Source organism: Pseudomonas corrugata (assembly GCF_001269905.1).
Lineage (GTDB): Bacteria > Pseudomonadota > Gammaproteobacteria > Pseudomonadales > Pseudomonadaceae > Aquipseudomonas > Aquipseudomonas corrugata.
Genome location: NZ_LHVK01000025.1, coordinates 58,113 through 80,568 on the forward strand (window position 1 = coordinate 58,113; position 22,456 = coordinate 80,568).

A 22,456-nucleotide genomic window follows, 5' to 3' on the forward strand; every position below is an offset into this window, starting at 1 on the left:
CTTCCACAGAAGAGCAGCTTCAGCGCTGCATACAGAATCAGCGTCATCCGAGGTTTTTGAAATGAATGTTTTGATCATTGGCAGCGGTGGCCGTGAACATGCCCTGGCCTGGAAAGTAGCCCAGGACCCGCGCGTGCAGAAGGTTTTCGTGGCGCCGGGCAATGCCGGTACCGCCATCGAAGCCAAGTGCGAGAACGTCGCGATCGACGTGCTGGCCCTGGAACAACTGGCCGATTTTGCCGAGAAGAACGTCTCGCTGACCATCGTCGGTCCGGAAGTGCCGCTGGTCGCCGGCGTCGTCGACCTGTTCCGCTCCCGGGGTCTGGACTGCTTCGGCCCGACTGCCGGTGCGGCACAGCTGGAAGGCTCGAAAGCCTTTACCAAGGATTTCCTCGCCCGGCACAAGATCCCGACCGCCGACTACCAGAATTTCACCGAAATCGAGCCGGCCCTGGCCTACCTGCGGGAGAAAGGCGCTCCGATCGTGATCAAGGCCGATGGTCTGGCCGCCGGTAAAGGCGTGATCGTGGCCATGACCCTGGCCGAAGCCGAAGACGCCGTACGCGACATGCTGGCCGGCAATGCCTTCGGTGATGCAGGCTCCCGGGTGGTGATCGAAGAGTTTCTCGATGGTGAAGAAGCCAGTTTCATCGTCATGGTGGACGGCAAGAACGTCTTGCCCATGGCCACCAGCCAGGACCACAAGCGTGTCGGCGACGGCGACAGCGGGCCGAACACTGGCGGCATGGGCGCCTACTCCCCGGCCCCGGTAGTCACTGCCCAGGTACACCAGCGCGTCATGGACCAGGTGATCTGGCCAACCGTGCGCGGCATGGCTGAGGAAGGCAACGTCTATACGGGCTTCCTCTATGCTGGCCTGATGATCGACAAGGCTGGTAACCCAAAAGTCATCGAATTCAACTGCCGTTTCGGCGATCCTGAGACCCAGCCGGTGATGTTGCGCCTGCAATCGAGCCTGGTACTGCTGGTCGAAGCCGCACTGGCCCAGGCGCTGGACAAGGTCGAAGCGCAGTGGGATCCACGCCCGAGCGTTGGCGTCGTTTTGGCGGCCGGCGGCTACCCGGGAGACTATGCCAAGGGCAGCGTGATCCGTGGTCTGGAGGCTGCGGCCCAGCAGGAAGGCAAGGTTTTCCACGCTGGTACCGCGCTGAAGGACGGCCAGGTCGTCACCGCCGGCGGTCGCGTGCTGTGCGCCACCGCCATGGGTACCAGTGTCGACGCCGCTCAGCAGCAGGCCTACAAGCTTGCCGCCGAGATCGATTGGGAAGGTTGCTTCTACCGTAAGGACATTGGTTATCGTGCCATTGCCCGCGAGCGTGGCGAAAATCTGGAATAACCCGGCCTTTCAGCCAGGCAGGGCTCCGTGGCCCTTGCCTGTCTGTCAGGGCGCCGCGCATAGTTATAATATGGCATCAACCTACGAAGGGATTTCGCCGTGCGCTGGCTCAGGATCGCCATAGGCTTTACCGTCACCTTGCTGACGCTGCTCTGCATGCTCCCGGCCCAGGCCGCGCCAGGCAGTGGCTGGGCGGTATTGCTCGACGAACAGGGCGACCTGACGCTGAGCGACATCCGCTCGGCCCGCTACACCAACCAATTCAGCCCCATTGACCTCGACCGTCTCCAGGCCGCCGAGCCCGACGGCGCACTGTGGCTGCGCTTCCGACTTGCTCCCGACAAGCATGAACAGATCCTGCGGATCTTCGCGCCCGACTTGTCGCGCCTGAATCTCTATGTGCTGGACGGCGATGCCCTGGTCGACCAGCAGATCACCGGCAATGCCCTGCCACGCAGTGAACACTCGGTGCCGAGCAGCGATTTCATGCTGGCCCTGCCCCGCAGCGATAAACCGCTGGACGTCTACCTGCGACTGGCATCCCGACACGAGCTGCGCCCGTACATCACCCTGCAACCGGCAATCACAGCGGCAGCGGATCAGAACCAGACCCTGATCTATGGCTTGCTGTTCGGCTGCATTACCATGCTGATCCTGCACAACCTCACCCGCTACGCCTACACCCGCTCACGCAGTTGCCTGTGGCTGGCGGCTTGTGAGGGGCTGCTGATGCTGAGCCTGGCCTTGTTGCTGAACCTGGCGGGGGGCTGGCTGCCCGACTGGCCGGCGGTGCAGACGCCGGGCGCCTATCTGGCTCTGTTGCTGACCGCACCTTGCGGCCTGATGTTCGCCTACCGATTCTTTGCACCCCTGGGACCGCATCCGCTGAACCGGCTGCTGCTGGGGGACATCGTATTCGTCATGCTGTGCTGCCTGTTGCTGTTGTTCGTCAACACCCTGCCGCTCAATATCATGACCTATGCACTGGTGGCCCTGGCGGGCTTGAGCATGCTGTTCGTCAGCGCCTGGCACTGGCAGAAGGGCTACCGCCCGGCACGCCTGTTTGTCGCGGCCATGGTGGTTTTCAACCTTGGCACACTGATCATTCTGCCCGCCCTGCAAGGCCTCACGGAGGTCGCTCCCCAAGGTCTGATCGTCACGTTGCTGGTATTCATCTGCATCAGCGGCCTGCTGATGAGCGTCGCCTTGGGTGAACGCCAGCGATCCATCAACGAGAGCCGTTTCAGCATCAGTCGCGATCTCGCCGCGAGCAATGCCGAGATCAATGCCAAGGCGGAATTCCTGGCCAAGATCAGCCACGAGATCCGTACCCCGATGAACGGCGTGCTGGGCATGACCGAGCTGCTGCTGGGTACGCCGCTGTCGGTCAAGCAGCGCGACTACGTGCAGACCATCCACAGTGCCGGCAACGAACTGCTGACGCTGATCAATGAGATCCTCGACATTTCCCGGCTCGAATCCGGTCAGATCGAACTGGACGATGTGCAGTTCGATCTCAATGCGTTGATCGAGGATTGCCTGAGTATCTTCCGCGCCAAGGCCGAGCAGCAGAATGTCGAGCTGATCAGTTTCATCCAGCCCCAGGTACCACGGGTGATCAGCGGTGATCCGACACGGCTGCGCCAGGCGCTTCTGAGCCTGTTGGAAAACGCCTTGAAGAAGACCGACGAAGGCGAGGTGCTGATCGTCGTGGCCCTCGACGAGCGCAGCAGCGAGCCACGCCTGCGCATCGCCGTGCAGGACAGCGGCTTGCCCATGGACGCCGAAGAGCGCGACACGCTCATGCATGCGGAACTGCATAGCAAGAACTTCCTGTCGGCCACGCGCCTGGGCGGCAACCTGGGCCTGGTCATCGCCCGGCAGTTGATCATGCTGATGCACGGGGAGTTCGGCATCAAGAGCGGAAGCAACCAGGGCAACACCTTGTGGCTGACGCTGCCGCTGGACCCGGATCGCCTGGAGCATCCGACCTCCGATCTCGACAGCCCGCTGCAAGGCGCGCGGGTACTGGTCGTCGACGACAATGAGACCTGCCGCAAGGTGCTGGTGCAGCAATGCAGCGCCTGGGGCTTGAATGTCAGCGCGGTGCCATCGGGCAAGGAAGCCCTGGCGCTGCTGCGCACCAAGGCTCACCTGCGGGACTATTTCGACGTGGTGCTGCTGGACCAGAACATGCCCGGCATGACCGGCATGCAACTGGCGGCCAAGATCAAGGAAGACCCGAGCCTGAACCACGACATCCTGTTGATCATGCTCACCGGCATCAGCAACGCACCGAGCAAGATCGTGGCGCGCAACAGCGGAGTCAAGCGCATCCTCGCCAAACCGGTGGCCGGTTATACCCTCAAGACCACCCTCGCGGACGAACTGAACCAGCGCAACAAAGGCCATGCCCCCAATGTCCCATTGAATGCCGGTCCCGCCGCGCCGGTGAAAGTCCCGAGTGACTTCCGCATCCTGGTGGCCGAAGACAACAGCATTTCCACCAAGGTCATCCGCGGTATGCTCGGCAAGCTCAACCTGCAACCCGACACCGCCAGCAACGGCGAGGAAGCCCTCAAGGCCATGAAGGAACGGCACTACGACCTGGTCCTGATGGATTGTGAGATGCCGATCCTTGACGGGTTCTCCGCCACCCAGCAGCTGCGGGCCTGGGAAATGAGCAACCAGCGAACCCGTACGCCCATCGTAGCGCTCACGGCCCACATCCTGGCCGAGCATAAGGAACGGGCCCGCCAAGCCGGGATGGACGGCCACATGGCCAAGCCGGTGGAGTTGTCGCAACTGCGCGAGCTGATCGAGCACTGGGTCGCCCAACGCGAGCAACAGAACCGCACGGTGCAAACGTCCTGAGCCGACAGACGTCACACCGCCTGATAGACTCCCGTCGTCTTCCTCCGCCTTGAGCCCCAACCATGCTCCATGTGCTGTTCAGCGTTTATCTGAAGATGCTGGTGCTCTACAGCCCCTTCTTCGTGTTGTCGTGCTTTATCGGCCTGACCCGTGGCTACTCGCGCAAGGAGCAGCGACGCCTGGCCTGGAAGGTCGCGATCGCGACACTGGTCTCCAGCGTATTGCTGTATTTGTTCGGTCGGGTGATTTTCAGCGTATTCGGCATTACCGTGGATGCGTTCCGTATCGGTGCCGGCAGCGTACTGTTCATCTCGGCGCTGGGCATGGCCCAGGGCAAGTCGGCCGTACAGACCGACAATGTCCAGCAGGACGTGACCATCGTCCCGCTGACCATTCCATTGACCGTCGGCCCCGGTACCATCGGCGCGCTGCTGGTGATGGGCGTGAGCCAGCCGCACTGGGACGACAAACTCATGGCCATTATCAGCATTGCCCTGGCCAGCTTCACCGTCGGGGTCGTGCTCTATCTGTCCAGCCGCATCGAACGGATTCTGGGTGACCAGGGCTTGCAGATCGTCAGCCGCCTGATGGGGTTATTTGTCTGTGCGTTGGCGGCACAGATCATCTTCACCGGGGTGAAGGGCTACCTGATGCCGTAGCACCGCTGACCGGTCACCCTTGCTTGCGGCGGTTGAAGCGCTTTCGCAGCACCTCCTTGCGATGTTCGCCCAGGTATTGCTCGATGTCCGACCTGAACTCTTCGTAACGAGCCGGGTTGAACGTCACAAAGGATTTACCGCGAAAGATTTCCCGCGCCGACGATTGCCAGTTCACGAAAAGAACCCCGCCGTTATTCGAGGTTCCGGTCTGCCTTATGGAGGCAGACGAGGCAATCAGGATACCGTTGGCCAACTGCTCGCAGGGAATGACGGAGAGACGGGCGCCCTCGGGCGTCTTGACCTGGCTGTTGTACAGATTGAGGGTTTGCTTATCCTGCTTCAGCCCGTCAATCGTGGTGTTCACCACCGCACCGAGCACCGACGCTGCCGGGACACTGGCTTTCACCCCATCGATGATTCCCTTGACGATGTCGCTGATCACGAAGTCCATGTCTACGCGCTGGGAACGCTCGGAGTAGCGGGTGTAGCCGTCATCGGCAACGAAACATCCGAGGTCATGCAGACACCGGATAAACGCGTCATACCACGCCAAGGTGTTCTTGCCGCCAGGTACTTCAAAGTTGGCCTCCATGATGGCCATGGTCATCAGGTTCTCCATGATCGCCATGTTGGTGAGCGACATGTTGGCGCCGTAGCCTACCAGCGCGTTTCCCAACATCAGCGCGTCCAGGTCCTGGGTCGGGCTGTCCTGCAGTGCAGCGGACCGACGCATACGCCGGCCGGCAGAGACCAGCGCCTTGCGCCTGTTGATGCGTGCACCGATCAGCTCAATACTCTGCTCGACACTTACTTCACTTTCAAACTGTTCCATATATAACTTCCCTGGTTATGTAATGACCACTCCTGCGATCAAACAGCAATCTAATTTACCCTTCAGGCAAACTGCAACTTTCAGCTTATTGCAACATATTTAGCTCTTCTCACCCCCCCGACAAACATCCGGATTTAAATCAACCCATCCACTCACTTGAATTCACCGGCCACCGTTGTATTTATAAAAGACAACTTTGACGGAGATTTCCATGAACAACCCATTACTGACCGGCCTGGTCACGGGCCCTAACCTGCTCTCCTATATCGAGATGCTTTCCCCGCAGGATCACAACGACATCGCGGACTGCAATAGCATTGCCACCCGATCAGCCGACCTTGGCCATAACCGCTATACAGACTCTAAAAGCTGGTTCGAAGAGTATGTCCGCACATTGAATTTCCTCGGCTGGGCGCTCTATGACGACACCATCCTCACCCGCACTCGGCACTTCGTCACGGGCTCGGTGGCAGATTTCCTGGTTCAGGGCGCCCAGACCATGACGGACTCCCGACAGGCGAATGCAATGATCGATACCCTCGACGCCCTGAAAGCCAATCAACCGGCAATGCTGTCCTTCGACAGGGAAACCCGGCATGGCGAAACGTTTCAGATCATCCCGGCCCGCTACGACTCACGGAACAACGTCCATATTGCCGTCTATAAGCTCGAACTCAATATGGATATAAAAAAGCACAGATTTCTGTTTTGGGACTGGGAAAAGCGCTCGGCAGAAATCATCCAGCAACAGGCACTCTTCAAACTGGACAGGAATCATTTGAACAACAAAAGAGCCCTGATCAAAAAGAAGTTGAATGAACACCTCATGAGGCGATTCAACCTGAGAAGAGTCGCCCCATGAGCATCCATTCATCTGGCCCATCTATAGATGGGTCTGATTAATTCACCGCATTGTTTTCCAGCGCCTTCGAGACGCTCAGCAACGCCTTAAGCGTGATGCTATTGCGCGGATCCGGCTGGGCGTCCAGGCGCTGTATCAACTTTGAAACGGCATAGCGTCGATGATTCTCGAAACTGAGCAACACCTCCCCGCGCAGGTTGATATCGCTGGCGTAAACTTCACGAATAATCACACTGTGTCCATTGTCAGGATCAATGATCACCAAGTGCTCATCGACAATGCTCAACAACAGTCTGGCCGGGTCAGACAGTTCCCAGATCAACTTGCCAGGTTCGACAGGTGCTCCGTTCAGGGAAGGTCGGCAGTCGAGAACGACCGATTCGAGCCTCAGCCAGGCCACCTTCGTCAGCCGGTAACTCACACTCCCCTGCCCCATGCGCAGGATCAAGGTCGTGACATCGTCCGGCAGCAGATCACCGATCTTCATCTTCTCCCCGCCGACGACCAGCACCTCGCCGTCACGCTGGACGTAGCCAAGGGGTCCTGTCTCTTGCATGGCCGGATAGCTCAGCAGCCTGCCATTACTGTGTTCATGGAACAGCAGGTTGTCCGGTCGCCGGGTTCCCAGTACATCGAAGGTCCCTGTGAATTCGGCCCTGGGCATTCGAATCAAGCGCTTGTGCTCAGTGACGAACCATTTCAGGTCGTCGGGATCTTCCACGGTCAGTAGAGCACTGCGAAACGGCTGGTCCGCCAATCGCTCGAGCATCTCCTGCTTCCGGCCATCCTGGGCAGTGACCCACTCACGAGTCACGCCCGTGATCAACGCTGGCTCCCGACTCCGCAACGAAACCACGACACCTTCGGGCGTCACGCCACGCAGTCCGGTACCGTCGACCGTCACCTCGACAAATCGCCAGGGTGCCCATTCACGCTGCGCCTTGGGTAACGCGTCAGCCTGCAACACTTGCGTGCCCAGTCCAAAGACCGACTCAAGCTGCTGCGGATCGATGAACGCCTGGCGATGGACTTGCCCCTTGGATACATCGAATAACCAGGCCGCCTCGCCATCCGGAGTGACGCTCAGCAGGCGCATTTCCTTCCCATGCCCCGGTTCAGCCAGCAGCAGCCTGCTGCCGATGTACCAGGCACACAACGTCGCGTCACCGCTGAAGCTGGTCAGGCCGACAAGGGTCAGACACTCGGCGGCGTGTCGTCGGGCCAGCGGTTGCAGTGCAGACCACCAATGTGTCCGATTCCGGAACCATGGCTCGTTCATCCCCTCCAGGCTCAGGTCACCCTGGTCCGTGAGGGTGTAGAACAGACCGTCAGCAGTCAGCACCAGATACCCATTGTCGATGGCGATGATATTTTCCAGCTTCTCGTGCTGCTTCCACTTGCTTGACCACTGCCACTTGTCCGCCACCAGGGTGCGTCGCCGGCGGCAGAGTTCCTTCGCGGGCCTGTCGTACACGATGAACACATCGCTGCCGTCCTTCGGCGTGAGCAAAGTCAGATCCGTCATGTTCTTGATCGAGTCCGGCCAACCACGCAGATGGTTGTGTTTCGGCGCGGGGCGGATGATCAGTCGGTCGCTGCGACGAACCCAGGCCATGTCCCGCCACTGCGCGTCGATTTTCCAGCAGACCGACACAAAGGGGGCTGGCCGCCAATTGACGGTGACGTAAGTCGCATCATTATCGACATACGGTGTGAAGGGGTAGCCGCTGCCCAGAACCTGAGTCCAGTCGGCCAATGTTTCGCTGGCACTGAAGACCGATTCCAGCGCCGGCCCTTCCTCCCGAGTCACCGAACTGAGCAGCAATTGCCCATCATGGATGACATAGACCAGCACATCGCGGGTCTGGTCCGCACGGGTGATTTGCTGTTCGATATGAATCACCCCCTGGGCGTCGGCCTCGACGCTGCGGATGCTGGTCGCCGCATTCTTTGCGCCCCGTAGCCAATAGCGATGACTCAACAGTCCGGTGTTCGCATCGACCTGCCAGATGATCAGGCCCTCCGGTTCATGGAAATAGGCACTGTCGCCTGCCACCGCCCCCAGCAGTGCGTCATCGGTACCGGGGATCTCGTTACGGATGTACAGGAAACGGTCCTCCTTCGCGTCATACCAGGCCGTGACGTAACGGGGCTCGTCGGGCTTCTCGAAGGGAATCAGGTAGCGGTGGACCGGCGTGTAGGGCATCGCCAGGCGGTGACCTTGCGCCAGGCGCTTGAGGTGTGGCTGCAACGCCTGTCGATCCATGCCCGCAGGCACGTCCTGCTCGATAAGCGTGAGTTTGCGTTCGCTCAGCTCGACTTGGAACACCTGGTTGCCAGCGATCCGCAGCAGCACGTCATGAAAGCCCGTTCCCGTGAAGCTCACCTGGACGGCGCCCACGAACAGTTTCGCGTAGCGCTCGATCCGGATATCGCCCTCAGTGGCCCAGGGCGCATCCAGCACCCAACCCGAGCGCTGTCGGTTCAACGACTCGCATGTGAGGCTCACGCCGGGATTGAGGCCCACTGCGCAACGCTTGCCCGCGCCTCTGATCCGGTAGCTGACTTTTCCGTGCCACACCGTTGGGAGCACCGGCACCACCAGTGAACGCTCGGTCTCATCGAGCAACACGTCGATCACGGTTGGCCGGTAATCCGGGAGCATGCGGTACAGGATGTAGTCGCTCGGAAACGAATAGAACGAAAACAGGAACAGCCATCCACCATCTGCCTTCTTTTTTTCCAGCCGCCGTGCCGTGTCGAACCCGGTGTCATGGCGCAATCCCGCGAATGGCAGCGCCTTGTATTCATAGCGATAACAGGTTCTCGGCATGCAAGGCAGTACGATGGCCTGGCCGGCGGACGGGGTGAACCTGACTCGCTCGGTCAGGCGCAGCTCCCGACGGATATCGATCGCCCGGTCATAATCGTCATCGAACGTCGGCACGCCGAAATGATCTCGCAACGGATACAGCCTCGGGCTGTCCAGGACCAGTTCGCCGCGGACCAGATCCAACGTGCCGACAATCAGTGACGGACGTGGCAACCAGGCTTCGCTGTGGGCGTCAAACCGGTAGGCCTGGAGATGGGCCTTGCTCAGTTCATCGAAGAACAGCCCGACCTGCTTGGCCTCTTCGGCGATGGCGGCAAATCCCTGGGCCACTGCCGTCACCCCTACCGCCAAGCCGCCCAGGATCACGGCGGCCCCGCCAAGAAACGCACCGGCAGTGGTGGCGCCGACCGTGAGCGCTCCCGCCGACAACATCAGCCCGGCCGAATCGAAAGCCAGTTGAGTACCGAACCGGGCGCGCTCGATCTCGCTGGACGCGGTCGCCAACTGATAGATATCGAACCCGACATTCGCCAGTTGCAGCACGCCTCCGGTCGCCTCGCTCACGCTGGAACCCACCGCCGCCCTGACCACAGGCGCAACAGTACGGGCAATCAGCTTTTCTTCCGCCAACGCCTGTCGGACCAAACCTACCAAGCCCGCTACATCGGCCACGTTGCCATGGACCAGTTGTGCGTAATTGACATAGCCATGCAACCGGACCGCCAGGGACAAAGGACGATCCGGACCTTCCCGATCAGTCAACGCGGACATCAGCGCCTGTATGCTGAAGCCGGCGTTGAGGGTGTGAACGCTGCCCACTTCGGCAGGCTCGCTCGGGACCAAGGGTTTGTTGGCCAGGGCCAGGAAACGCTCCGAGAGGTAGTTCTTGATGCGCAGGAGTCGATGGTCGTCGGAGATGACCCGCACCAGTTGCCCGGGGTCTTTCGGATCGATCAGGTTGATCCGATACGACCCGTCCGAGGTGATCTCCAGGGTTTCGAACAACGGCACAAGTTGCGGTGCCAGTTGGTTCTGCTGCCGGAGTTGGGCCGTGACTTCTGCAATGCGCTGTCCCCACCAGTGACCATCCAGCGCCAACAGACTGCTGCCGAGTCGAGGATTGTTCATGAGCGATTGCCCGCGGGCACTGGCCAAGCGCTGCCTGACAGGGGGTTGCGTATGCCCAGGCAAGGCACCCGGTTGCAGCAGTTCCGAGACCCGGATCGAACCGGGTAGCAGGGCTTTCGACACGCGTTCACCGTCCAGCTCGATCAGCTCGAACGCCGGACGAGCCGCATCACCGTACGCCGCATAGTGAATGGCCATTTCCTGCTGGATAAAGAACCGCTCCAGTGCCTGCCTGAATCGAGTGGCATGCTCGAATTCGAAGACGCCGAAATTCGGATCGTAGAAGTGATAGGTGCTGCGCTCGCCGTCGAAGGTCCTGGCCACCAGCATGGCGTGGTTGTCGGAATTGAGCATCAACGTGCCGGTGTTTGTCCTGGCTTGCAGCGTCTCCACGACCCGCTTCAGATCCGAGCGCCCCAAGGCATTGCCGACATCACTGAGCTGCACTTCACGCAACGCTTCCACACCTTGCAGGAACGTCACGCAATCGCTTGCCTCAGGCTCGATGGCACCCAGGTAGAAGCGCTCGCGCAGGGTGGTGAGCGCCGCCTTCCCCGTCGCCATGGCTGCCGCCATGACCAGGGCCAGTGGATAACAGCGTCCGCCCACCGTGTCGCCTTCGCCCTGAAGCAGCAAATCCTGGGGAACAAGCTTGATCGTGTCAGCCTCGAAGCCGTCCAGGACAGTCGCCAGGCGCTCGGTGATCCGGTCACGGTACTCAAGCTTCGCCACCTGCTGGATCCGGGCAACATGCCGCCCCCACTGGCGCAGTGTCAGGGGCTGCTCCAGCGCCTGCTTCTTCAAGCCCAGGGCGGTGTCGGAATGCCCGGGCGGCCCACCGCTCGGGTCGGCCAACCCGGCCTGGAAAGCCGACGCTTGAAGCTTGAACAAGACACGCTCAATCGTCGCGTAGTTACCCGCGATGCCGCGCTCGTCGAGGTTGTTGGCCAGGTTATCCAATTGGGGGCGAGCCGCCTCGAAGCTGCGGTTATCCAGCGCCTGCGCGCCGATCAACGCCCCCACCAGCAGGCGTTGCAACGGGCTCAGTTGAGCCACTTCGAAACTGCCCTTGGCCAGACGGCCCAACAGTTCAACGATAGACAAACGCTGGGTCTGCGCATCGCTCAAGGAGGCGGGGGGCAGCAACTTCGCGGCCTGGTCGCGGATCGACTGGCGCTCCGCAAAACTCAACACGATGGCCTTATCAAAAGACACCACGCCGGTATGACTGCGATTCATCGTGCTCATGAAGGTGTCACCCAACTCATCGGCCAGACGCTGCAGCAACTCGGTGGATAGCAAATGGCGGCCCTCCAGTACCGGCCAGCCTTCGTCGAACTGGAGCGAGCGGTACTTGAGCAGCTCTGCCATGTCACCGGCATAACGGGCCTTGAAGCGGCCTTCCTTCCAGCGCTTTTGCTCGTTGGCGAGCCATTGCGCGGTATCGCTTTCGTTCTCCTTCCAGGAGTGGTCCTGCTCTTCCTCGGTGGCCAGGTTAACGCTGGTGACCGCCGGGATGGCGGCTTCCGCTCGCCACCGTTCAGCCGTTCGAGGCGTGAAATGCGCCCTCAGGTGAGCCGCCATGCCCTCGAGCATGGCGCCAGGTCCGGTCAGGTAGATCGTCACTTCGCTCTGGGGGCGGATTCCATCGCTGTAGTAGGTAGCGGCGGCCTGCACCAACAAAGACGTGGTCATTTCCACCTCCGGTGGCAACTCATGCAAAACGCCAAACACCTGGGTCGCCGCCTGCTTTGCAACACGGGCCATGGCGTCGACATCGGTAAAGGCAACGTTCTGTTCATCGGCCAGGCGAGCGGTGGCATCGACGATTTCATAGTTGAGCCTGAAACGATCGAGCACGGCCTCGAGCATTGCCGAACCTGGGTGGGCCATCAGAAACGCGTTGCTCAACGAGTTCCGTACCACAACGGCGCGCAGCTCGTATGGGCGAGCCAAACGCTCCACCGGCATGCGAAAAACGCGGTTCAACTCGGGTTTGCTGTCCGCGAAGCCCTTGAGTGCCTCACGACTTTGCGATGGGATCTGCTCCAGATAATCCATGTACTTGTTGCGCAAGGTCTGGCGACCCGGCATCCAGTCGGGATTTCGATCAAGCAACAACTGCAGCGTGCCCAGGAGCGCGTCGGTCTTGAACCCGCGAATGTCGACTGACCCCAATTTTTCCAGCAAGGGTGGCAGACAGTCGACGTCGGCATATCGGCCGCCCTCCCTGAACAGCGCCTCGGCGCGCACGACATCGGAGGCTGAGGCAAAATTGCCACGCAGGCTGATCTCGCGTTCGTAGATGTCTTTCAGTTGGAGCCCTTCACCCCGGGCCAGATCACGTAGCGCCAAGTTCCCTTCGGCCAATACCTGCAGGCTGCGCCGGTTATCGGCCTTCAGGGTATGGAGCCGCGCCTTGTCCTGGCCGTAGGCCCGAACCAGCAGGTCCACTCGCGCATCATCGGCACTGCCGCCGTTTTCCACGGCCTTCTTGATATGGGCATACATCTGTTGCTTGAGGACGATGGCACGTTCTTCATAAAGGTCACCCAGTTCAGATGCATCGGTACTATCCTTCCCACCGCTGGACATGGCATCCGCCTTGGCGGCTTCGACAATAATCCGGTTGGTTTCATAGGCCAGCAGTGCATCACTGTCATACCAGAGATAAAGTTGATGCCCCTCGGCACCCATCACGTGTTTCCAGATATTGATGTAGTCGCGCTGAATGTCGCCAACGCCTCCGCCGAGCCAGGCAAAGTGCAGTTTTTTCGGCACTTCCGTGGCCGCTACTTTCAATTGATCGAGACTGTTTTGCAGGCGCGCTTCAAAATCCTCTACCTGGTTTTGAATGTGCACCAGATCCACAGGAGCGGAGCCGCCAGTTGGCGTCAGCTCAGCCGCGCGGCGCCGACGGCTGCCCCGCAATGCCGTCAACGCCTGCTTGAGCAGTCCCAGCGGTTCCAACAGGTCTGACGCATCCTGCACGGCAATGCAGCCGGAGTAATATCGGAGCACCGCATCATATTGATCATCACCCTTGTAGGGCACTAACGCCTGTTCAAGATCCTTAAGTTTTAGTACACCCTTGAAATCGACATAACCCGCAGCCGATGAAAATCTGCTCTCACTCATAACAACACTTCCATTTATCGTATATGAATAGCCGAAGCCACTTCCAGGCAACGGCAGCCCACACATGCACTCAGGCATCCGGGCATTAAACTTTAAAGAGTGACACTCTCGATAAGCGCGGATAAAAGTAACCTAGCGCCCAGCCACGACTCAACCAATAAGAAAACCAATAAATTTCCAAATAAGAAACAACTTCATGTTACAGGCACAGCATGCCCGTAACTTGATGTCATAGAGCGGTTATATATAACCAAAGACAGTCAGTAGATAACAGATTCGAGAAACGACGGCAGCCCGAGCGGGCTGCCGGGTTGCGTCAGAGCGGCTTGCTGCCATACCAGCGCGGCGTGTATACCCACTCGCCGCCGTCGGCACGGGGAAATACGCAGGTGGTCGAAGACCCGACCAGGACCATGGTACGCATGTCGACCTGGTCCGGGGTCAACTGCCCCAGCGTCGTGACGCGCAGGGTCTGGCCCGGACGGCCGATATCACGCCCCAGGACCACTGGCGTCTGCGCGGTTCGATGCTGGGCGACAATCTCCAGCGCCCGCCCCAGTTGCCAGGGCCGGGAACGTGAGATGGGGTTGTAGAACGCCAGCGCGAGATCCGCTTGTGCCGCCAGGTCCAGGCGTTTCTCGATGATCGACCAGGGCTTGAGGTTGTCCGACAGCGACAGCACGCAGAAGTCATGACCCAGCGGCGCACCGGCCTGGGCGGCCGTGGCCAGGGAAGCCGAGACACCCGGCAGGATCTGCAGATCGACAGCGTGCCAATGGGTATTCGTCGACTCATGCAGCGCTTCCAGCACCGCGGCGGCCATGGCGAACACCCCTGGATCGCCGGATGACACCACCACCACGGAGCGTCCCTGGGCCGCCAGTTCGAAAGCATGGCGGGCGCGTTGCAGCTCTTCGCGGTTGTCGGTGCAGTGTTGCACCTGATCGGCCCGGAACGGCCCGGCCATGCGCACGTAGGTTTCGTAGCCCAGCACGTCGTTGGCGCGGTCGAGTTCGGCGCGCACCGCTGGCACCATCAACTCGGCCGCCCCCGGGCCCAGACCGATCACCGCCAGGCGCCCCCGTGGACGGCCGATCCGTTGCGAATCCAGGGGCTGTTCGGCCACTGCGATGGCGAGGCTGCCCATGACCCGAATCGCTGCCGGCTGGCCGAGGGCCTCGCTCAACCCTCCCTCGATGTCGTCGCTGGCGGAGACAAAGCGCAGTGGCACGCCCAGGGTCGAAGCGGCTTCGTGCAGCTCTGCACGGGTCATGTCGCTATCCGCTGCCAACAGGCAGGCCAGCGATTGCAGCGCAAGGCCGGCGTGACCCAGGGCATCGCCAATGGCGACCGCTACGTCCGTCGCCCCAGCGCCCAGTGCCACCGCTACGTTACGCGGATAGATACGCAGCTCATCAGTCGCGGGCACTCCGGCAGCACAGTCGACGCGGATGGCCAGACGTGCCTGTTGATCCTGGGGCAAGTGCGCCTGATCCAGCCACGGCGCGGCCCCTTCGATGCGCACCGGCTCGCCGGCCAGCAGATCGGACACGAAGCGCTTGCCCTGCTCCAGATCGTCGAGACGGTAGCCGCTCGGAGGATTGAGCAGGCAAGTGCCGAAACGCAATTCGCCGCTGGTGGTGATCGCCGGGGCGACTTGCAGGGCGGTCGCGATGTCCCGGGCCATGACGTTGACCCCGCCCAGGCCACCGAGCAAGGGCACCACGGCACTGCCGTCTTCGGCCACGGCCAGCACGGCGGGCTCGGCGCCTTTTTCCAGCAGCAGCGGCGCCAGGGTGCGGATAACGATGCCCGCCGCGCACAGGGCGATGATGGGGGTGTCCTGCTGATAGAGCTCGCGCAGCGTAGCGCCGAACTCCAGGTAGTGACGGTCCACGCCCTCGACCCGCCCGGCCAGGCCGTGGATCAAGGCATCGGGATAGCACTGCTGGACCCGCCGGGCCGTTGCGAGGCTGCCCGGACCGAGGATAACGATTGCCGGTGCCTTGAACGTCATCCCTGCCACCGTTCGCCCGGCACGATGATCAACGAGAAATACGGCGAGGACATTGGCTCGACTTCATCCAGCGGCACGATTTTCTGGTTGGCCATGGTCGCCCGTTCGACGTACAACGCCCGGCCATCCAGGCCCAGTTCCCCGAGCACCTGGCGGACCTTGGGGAAATTGCGCCCCAGCTTCATGATCACCGCGGCATCGGCATCGGCCAACCGGCGCTTGAGTTCGTCATGGGGCAGCACACCCGAGAGCACCGACAGGCTCTGGTTGCGGTACACCAGCGGCGCGCCGAGCACCGAGGCTCCGCCCAGCATCGAGCAGACGCCGGGAATGACTTCGGCGTCGTAGTGCTCGGCCAGGCGATCGTGCAGGTACATATACGAACCGTAGAAGAACGGATCACCCTCGCAGATCACGGCCACGTCGCGACCGGCATCCAGATGCACGGCCACCTGTTCGGCGGCGGTGTCGTAGAAGTCGGCAATCACCTGCTCATAGGACAGCGGCGCCGGCAACGCCTCAGTAGTGACCGGGTACACCAGCGGCATCAGCGTCTGCGCCTCCTGCAGGTGCATCTCGATGATCCCGAAGGCGTTGCCCTTCTTGCCCTTGGCGACGAAGTACGCCACCACGGGGGATTCGCGCAGCAGGCGCAGGGCCTTGAGGGTAATCAGTTCCGGATCACCGGGGCCCACGCCGAGGCCGATCAGACGTCCACGCTGCTGCATCATTCAATCTCCGTGGCGAGGGCATTGACGGCGGCCGCAGCCATGGCGCTACCGCCGAGTCGACCTTGCATGATCACGAACGGCACGCCACGGCTGTTGGCCGCCAACATCGCCTTGGACTCGGCGGCGCCGACGAACCCCACCGGAAAGCCCAGGATCAACGCGGGTTTCGGTGCGCCGGCGTCGAGCATCTCCAGCAGGTAGAACAGCGCGGTGGGCGCATTGCCGATCACCACGACGCTGCCTTCCAGATGTGGACGCCATAGTTCCAGGGCCGCCGCCGAACGGGTGTTGCCCAATTCACGGGCCAACTGCGGCACGCTCTCGTCGCGCAAAGTGCAGATCACCGGGTTGTTGGCCGGCAGGCGAGCGCGGGTCACGCCCTCGCTGACCATCCGCGCATCGCACAGGATCGGCGCACCGGCAGCCAGGGCCTGACGCCCGGCCGTGCCCGCGCCTTCGGAAAACTGCAGCCCATCGACCGCCTCGACCATGCCGCAGGCATGGATCACCCGTACCGCGAGTTTTTCCAGATCGGCAGGAATGCGCGCCAGGTTGGCCTCGGCGCGAATGATCGCGAAGGAGTTGCGATAGATCTCCTGACCGTCGCGGATGTAATCAAGCATCAAAGGGGGCTCCGGGGGCGAGCGTCGAGCCATTGGCCGACCGCTTCAATAGTCAGATTGTGCGCCTGCAACGCGCCGAAACCCGGCTGCGTGGCATCGCGAAAATAGAGGTCGTAACGACCGGGAGCGACCGCCAGCAAGGTGGCGGGCGCGATATGGGCCGCCGCGCAGGAGCGCGGGCAGCCGGACAAATGGATCTTCATCCCATGACCTTGGGATTGCAGCACGTCGGCCAATCGCCGGGCATCGGCCTTGGTGTCGGCCAGGGCCTTGCCGCAGCCACTGGAGCCGGTGCAGGCGATGAGGTGTGCCAACGGTTGTTCCGCCGAACACAGCAGGCCCAACCCTTCGAGCCGCGCCAGCACTTCATCCGCGTCCTCGCGGTGTACGTTGGGCAACAACAGGCTTTGCCATGGGGTGAAACGAAGGCTGCTGTCACCCTTCTCCCGGGCCAGTTGCGCCAGGCCTCGCAGCATGACGGCGTCGAGTCGGCCAAGGGGCGCCGCGGCGCCCACGTAGACACGTTCGTCATGTTGGGACTGGATGCCGAGGTGCAGTCCATCTATGGACCCGACGCGCTGCCAACCAGTACACGGCTGCAGTGGGATCCGGCGGGCCAGTTGCTGGATGAATTCAGTGTCGGGAAGTTCGGCCAGCAGGTGGCGCAGGCGAATCTGGTCCGGGCGAGCCAGGTCGAGAAACAGCTCCAGCACCGCCAGCACCAACCCATGTCCTTCGGCCAGGGGGACCGCGCCTGCCGGCTCATCCAGGGGCGAGCCCGCCAACCCGAACGCCAGCCAGGACTCGCCGTGACGCATGAACGCCGACAACCACAGGTCATGGTGATGATCGAGCATCGCCAGCGCCTCGCCGCCGTCCAATTGCACGGCGAACTTGGCCGACAGCTCGTGGAATCGATCGTGGGTCTGCAGGCTGAGCAGAATCTGCGCGGCCAACGGGCGGGTGTCCAGCAGCATCTGCCGGTCAATGCCGGCCGTGGGGCTGAGCATCAGGTTGCGCACATCGTCGCCGGCCGGCGTGTGAGGACCGAGACCCGCGACCAGCAATGACTCGATCAGGGCGGCGTGTTCAGTGCCGATTCCGCGAATCTGCAGATTGGCCCGGTTGGTCGCCTCGATCACGCCACCAGCGAACTGCTCGGCCGCCGACGCTACGGCTTCGGCCTGATCCGCCTGGATAGCGCCGCCATCGAGCTTGATCCGGCAGATGCCACCGTCCAGCGCCTGGACGACACGCAGCAACCCCGGGCAACCCGAGGGGCGTATGACGTTGGAGGATCGACGTTCGTTCAAGGGAAAACCGGTCAATGGGACACACCGCATCGGCGAAGGACCGCCATTATGCCTGCTTTGCCAGGGGGCATGAAAAGCTTGCCCGTCGGATTATGTGCAGCGCCGCCAGGAATGTGAGGCGCGAGCTGGCTGGCGATAGCGGTCTGGCTGGCAAGGTGGGGCTGAATGGACCGACGCCATCGCGAGCAGGCTCGCTCCCACAGGGGATCTGTGGCTGGCACAAATCAAGTGGGCAACCTCACTCCAATGTGGGAGCGAGCCTGCTCGCGAAGCGGTCTGTCTGTGACGGTGATGTTGAATGAAGCACTGCCATCGCGGGCAAGCCTTGCTCCCACAGGGGATCCGCGGCTGGCACAAATCAAGTGGGCAACCTCATTCAAATGTGGGAGCGAGCCTGCTCGCGAAGCGGTCTGTCTGTGACGGTGATGTTGAATGAAGCACTGCCATCGCGGGCAAGCCTTGCTCCCACAGGGGATCTGTGGCTGGCACAAATCAAGTGGGCAACCTCACTCCAATGTGGGAGCGGGCTTGCTCGCGAAGCGGTCTGTCTGTGACGGTGATGTTGAATGAAGCACTGCCATCGCGGGCAAGCCTTGCTCCCACAGGGGATCTGTGGCTGGCACAAATCAAGTGGGCAACCTCACTCCAATGTGGGAGCGAGCCTGCTCGCGATAGCAGGCCGTCTCTGATGATAATGTTGAACGGAACACTGCCATCGCGGGCAAGCCTTGCTCCCACAGGGGATCTGTGGCTGGCACAAATCAAGTGGGCAACCTCACTCCAATGTGGGAGCGAGCCTGCTCGCGAAGCGGTCTGTCTGTGACGGTGATGTTGAATGGGCACCGCCATCGCGGGCAAGCCTTGCTCCCACCGGCGCGGTATGATGGCGGCCCGGTTCGCGGGACTGATGTGCCCGTCGAGCAACCCTACCCATTCGAGGAACAGAGATGACCCCCTGGCTGACCGTAGTGGGCATCGGCGAAGACGGCTTCAAGGGCCTGGGCCGAACGGCTCGCCATGCCCTGTTGCGGGCGACGCGGATTCTCGGCAGCGCTCGCCAACTGGCGTTATTGCCGGTGTGCATTCGCGGCGAACGGGAGCTGTGGCCAAGCCCGTTTTCCCTGGAGCCACTGCTGGCGCGACGGGACGAGCCGGTGTGTGTGCTGGCCAGCGGCGATCCGATGTTCTATGGCGTTGGCGCCAGCCTCGCCAAACATGTGCCAAGCGACCAGATGCTGGTCATCCCGGCCCCATCGTCATGCTCGCTGGCGGCAGCGCGCATGGGCTGGCCGCTGCAGGAGGTGGTCACGCTGTCGCTGGTGGCGCGTCCTCTGGCAGCGCTCAATGCCCATTTATCCACAGGCGTCCGGCTGTTGTTGCTGAGCAATGACCGCCACAGTCCCGCTGCAGTGGCGTCATTGCTGCGCGAGCGCGGGTTCGGCCCCAGCCCCATGAGGGTGCTGGAACACCTTGGCGGCCCGGCAGAACGACGGATCGAGAGCTGCGCGGCGCACTGGTCCGAGCCGGACGTCAGCGACCTGAACCTGATCGCCGTCGAATGCCGGGCCGAACCCTCGGCGTTGCGCCTGTCACGCCTGGCCGGTTTGCCGGACACCGCGTTCGAACATGATGGCCAATTGACCAAGCGCGACGTACGCGCCATCACCCTGGCCCGTCTCGCCCCGATGCCCGGCGAATTGCTCTGGGACGTCGGCGCCGGCAGCGGCTCCATCGGCATCGAATGGATGCGCGCGCACCCGGCCTGCCGAGCCCTGGCCATCGAGGCCGACGACGGCCGCCAAGGCTTGATCGAACGTAACCGCGATACCCTCGGCGTACCCGGCCTGCAACTGATTCGCGGACGAGCGCCCCAGGCACTCGAGGGCCTGGAGCGACCGGATGCCGTATTCATTGGCGGCGGCGTCACCCGTGAAGGCGTGCTCGACACCTGCTGGGCCCAACTCAAGCCCGGCGGCCGGCTGGTCGCCAATGCCGTGACCCTGCAAAGCGAGATGACGCTCATGAACTGGCGCGAACTCCATGGCGGCGAACTGACCCGCATCCACATCGCCCAGGCCCAACCATTGGGCGAGTTCGACACTTGGCGCCAGGCGTTGCCGATTACCCTGCTGGACCTGGTAAAGCCCCTCGATGCGTGACGAAACCGCTGAACAACCCGCCCCCCTGCGCAGCGGCCTGACCACTGGCAGTTGCGCCACGGCCACCAGCCTCGCGGCGGCGCGCCTGTTGCTGCAAGGCCATTGCGCCGATGCCGTGGAGATCGTGTTGCCCAAGGGCAAACAGGTGCAGATGCGCCTGGAGTTCTGCCGGTTGACCGGCCAGGGCGCCGAGGCCGGGACGATCAAGGACGCCGGCGACGACCCCGACGTGACCCACGGTGCGCTGTTGTTTTCCCAGGTGCGGCTGACCGCCGAACCGGGGGTGCGTTTCGTTGCCGGGCGCGGCGTCGGCACGGTGACGCGACCGGGTCTGGTACTGGCGGTCGGTGAGCCGGCGATCAACCCGGTGCCGCGCAAGATGATCGGCGATCACCTGGACCGGTTGGCCGAAGAAACCGGCTATACCGGCGGTTTCGAAGTCACAGTCAACGTCGAGGGCGGTGAAGCCCTGGCCTTGAAAACCATGAACCCACGGCTGGGCATCCTCGGCGGCCTGTCGATCCTCGGCACCAGCGGCATTGTCCGGCCCTTCTCCTGCGCGGCCTACATTGCCTCGATCCATCAGGGCATCGACGTGGCGAAAACCAACGGTTACCTGCACATCGCGGCCTGTACCGGCAATGCCAGCGAAGACACCATGCGCCGGGTCTACAACTTGCCGGAAATCGCCTTGATCGAAATGGGCGACTTCGTCGGGGCCGTGCTCAAGCATGTGCGCAAGGTCCCAGTCGACAAACTCAGCCTCTGCGGTGGCTTCGGCAAGATCAGCAAACTCGCCGCCGGTCACATGGACCTGCACAGCCGTCATTCGAGCATCGACCTGCCACAACTGGCCGACTGGGCGGCCGCAATCGGCGCCGACGAGGTCTTGCAGAAAGGCATCCGCGAGGCCAACACCAGCCAACAGGCCCTGGCGATGGCCAGCGCCGCCGGCATCGCCCTCGGCGACACGGTGTGCGAGCACGCCCTGGCCTTCGCCCGTAGCGTCGTGCCGTCCCAGGTTCAAGTCGAAGTCTTCGCCATCGACCGCCAAGGCGGGATCGTCGGCCACGCCGGAGCCTTTACATGAAACGCATTCTGCTGCTGGGCGGCGTCACCGAAGCCTTGGCCATCGCGCGCACCCTCGGCCCTGAACACATCTACAGCCTGGCGGGCGTAGGCCGTGTCCCCGCTGACCTGACCTGCCAGGTACGGGTCGGCGGCTACGGCGGCGCTGAGGGCCTGGCGCAATTCATCCGCGACCAGGGCATCAGCCTGCTGCTGGACGCCACCCATCCCTACGCCGCCCGGATCAGCCACAACGCCGCCCACGCAGCCCGCGCCTGTGACATCCCCTGCTGGGCCCTGCGCCGCCCGGCCTGGCAGCCCCGCCATGGCGATGACTGGCGCGAAGTGGCCGACTGGACCGAACTGATCCAGGCCCTGAAACCCTTCCACCGCCCCCTCTTCACCCTCGGCCGCGAACCACTGCAACATCTGCATGAAATTCCCCCGGAGCAATTCTGGACCCTGCGCGCCCTGGACGTGTACCCCGGCAACGAACGCTGCGAAGTCATCGGCGCCCGCGGGCCGTTCCACCTCGACGACGAACGAGCGCTGTTCGAGCGGCGGCAGATCGATGTGCTGGTCAGCAAGAACAGTGGCAGCACCGCAACCGAGCCGAAGCTGGAGGTGGCGCGGGAGCGTGGGGTGCCGGTGTTGGTGTTGAGGCGGCCGGTGTTGGCGGGGGTGGATCGGGAATTCTGGACGCTGGATGAGATGTTGTCGGCGCTGTCGATGTAACTCTACCGACCTTCACGATCCGGCCGCACTGAGACTACGAACCCAGACTACATCGCCTTGCGCCGCTGCCTACAACTGCGCCAGAATCCGCCGGCTTGTGGACCTGGGAGCGCATCGGTAGCTTGGA

The 22,456-nt window shown here is 62.2% G+C and carries 13 protein-coding genes; 7 read left to right on the plus strand and 6 right to left on the minus strand.

Annotated elements, in window-relative coordinates; translation table 11 throughout:
• The first annotated feature begins 61 nt into the window (after positions 1 to 61).
• From purD to AD665_RS24225, 3 genes are all read left to right on the plus strand, one after another.
• Positions 62 to 1,357 (plus strand): phosphoribosylamine--glycine ligase, encoded by a 1,296-nt coding sequence (purD, locus tag AD665_RS24215; RefSeq protein WP_024781409.1) that lies wholly within the window; start codon positions 62 to 64, stop codon positions 1,355 to 1,357.
• A gap of 99 nt (positions 1,358 to 1,456) precedes the next feature.
• On the plus strand, positions 1,457 to 4,231 hold the full coding sequence (locus AD665_RS24220) for a hybrid sensor histidine kinase/response regulator (RefSeq protein ID WP_024781410.1): 2,775 nt from the start codon (positions 1,457 to 1,459) through the stop codon (positions 4,229 to 4,231).
• Between the two features lie 62 nt (positions 4,232 to 4,293).
• Complete coding sequence (locus tag AD665_RS24225; RefSeq protein ID WP_024781411.1) at positions 4,294 to 4,890, plus strand: MarC family protein; 597 nt, start codon at positions 4,294 to 4,296, stop codon at positions 4,888 to 4,890.
• Between the two features lie 13 nt (positions 4,891 to 4,903).
• On the opposite strand, the gene AD665_RS24230 is transcribed toward AD665_RS24225, so the two are convergent.
• Positions 4,904 to 5,722 (minus strand): hypothetical protein, encoded by an 819-nt coding sequence (locus tag AD665_RS24230; protein WP_024781412.1) that lies wholly within the window; start codon positions 5,720 to 5,722, stop codon positions 4,904 to 4,906.
• A 211-nt stretch (positions 5,723 to 5,933) separates the two neighbouring features.
• Between AD665_RS24230 and AD665_RS24235 the strand changes: the two genes are divergently transcribed.
• Positions 5,934 to 6,584, plus strand: a complete 651-nt coding sequence (locus tag AD665_RS24235) for a hypothetical protein (protein WP_053194196.1) — start codon at positions 5,934 to 5,936, stop codon at positions 6,582 to 6,584.
• Between the two features lie 37 nt (positions 6,585 to 6,621).
• On the opposite strand, the gene AD665_RS24240 is transcribed toward AD665_RS24235, so the two are convergent.
• The 5 genes from AD665_RS24240 to cobG form a co-directional block, all read right to left on the minus strand.
• A complete protein-coding gene (locus AD665_RS24240) occupies positions 6,622 to 13,683 on the minus strand; it encodes a TcdA/TcdB pore-forming domain-containing protein (RefSeq protein ID WP_053194199.1) in 7,062 nt (2,353 codons plus the stop codon).
• Between the two features lie 316 nt (positions 13,684 to 13,999).
• Positions 14,000 to 15,700 carry a precorrin-3B C(17)-methyltransferase gene (gene cobJ / locus AD665_RS24245; protein WP_053194200.1) on the minus strand — a complete coding sequence of 567 codons (1,701 nt, stop codon included), beginning with the start codon at positions 15,698 to 15,700 and terminating at the stop codon, positions 14,000 to 14,002.
• The gene (locus tag AD665_RS24250) at positions 15,697 to 16,428 is read right to left on the minus strand and encodes a precorrin-2 C(20)-methyltransferase (protein WP_053194202.1); all 732 of its coding nucleotides are present in this window, start codon (positions 16,426 to 16,428) and stop codon (positions 15,697 to 15,699) included. Before AD665_RS24250 ends, cobJ begins: the two co-directional genes overlap by 4 nt.
• Positions 16,428 to 17,054 carry a precorrin-8X methylmutase gene (locus tag AD665_RS24255; RefSeq protein ID WP_024781417.1) on the minus strand — a complete coding sequence of 209 codons (627 nt, stop codon included), beginning with the start codon at positions 17,052 to 17,054 and terminating at the stop codon, positions 16,428 to 16,430. Before AD665_RS24255 ends, AD665_RS24250 begins: the two co-directional genes overlap by 1 nt.
• A complete protein-coding gene (cobG, locus tag AD665_RS24260) occupies positions 17,054 to 18,367 on the minus strand; it encodes a precorrin-3B synthase (protein ID WP_033035306.1) in 1,314 nt (437 codons plus the stop codon). Before cobG ends, AD665_RS24255 begins: the two co-directional genes overlap by 1 nt.
• A 947-nt stretch (positions 18,368 to 19,314) precedes the next feature.
• Between cobG and AD665_RS24265 the strand changes: the two genes are divergently transcribed.
• Genes AD665_RS24265 through AD665_RS24275 form a run of 3 tightly spaced genes read left to right on the plus strand, consistent with a single transcriptional unit; the run spans position 19,315 to position 22,329 of the window.
• Positions 19,315 to 20,526 carry a bifunctional cobalt-precorrin-7 (C(5))-methyltransferase/cobalt-precorrin-6B (C(15))-methyltransferase gene (locus AD665_RS24265; protein WP_053194204.1) on the plus strand — a complete coding sequence of 404 codons (1,212 nt, stop codon included), beginning with the start codon at positions 19,315 to 19,317 and terminating at the stop codon, positions 20,524 to 20,526.
• The gene (locus AD665_RS24270; protein ID WP_024779231.1) at positions 20,519 to 21,616 is read left to right on the plus strand and encodes a cobalt-precorrin-5B (C(1))-methyltransferase; all 1,098 of its coding nucleotides are present in this window, start codon (positions 20,519 to 20,521) and stop codon (positions 21,614 to 21,616) included. Before AD665_RS24265 ends, AD665_RS24270 begins: the two co-directional genes overlap by 8 nt.
• Entirely contained in the window at positions 21,613 to 22,329 is a 717-nt protein-coding gene (locus AD665_RS24275; RefSeq protein WP_053194206.1) for a cobalt-precorrin-6A reductase, read from the plus strand. The genes AD665_RS24270 and AD665_RS24275 overlap by 4 nt, the downstream gene beginning before the upstream one ends.
• The last annotated feature ends 127 nt before the right edge of the window (positions 22,330 to 22,456 follow it).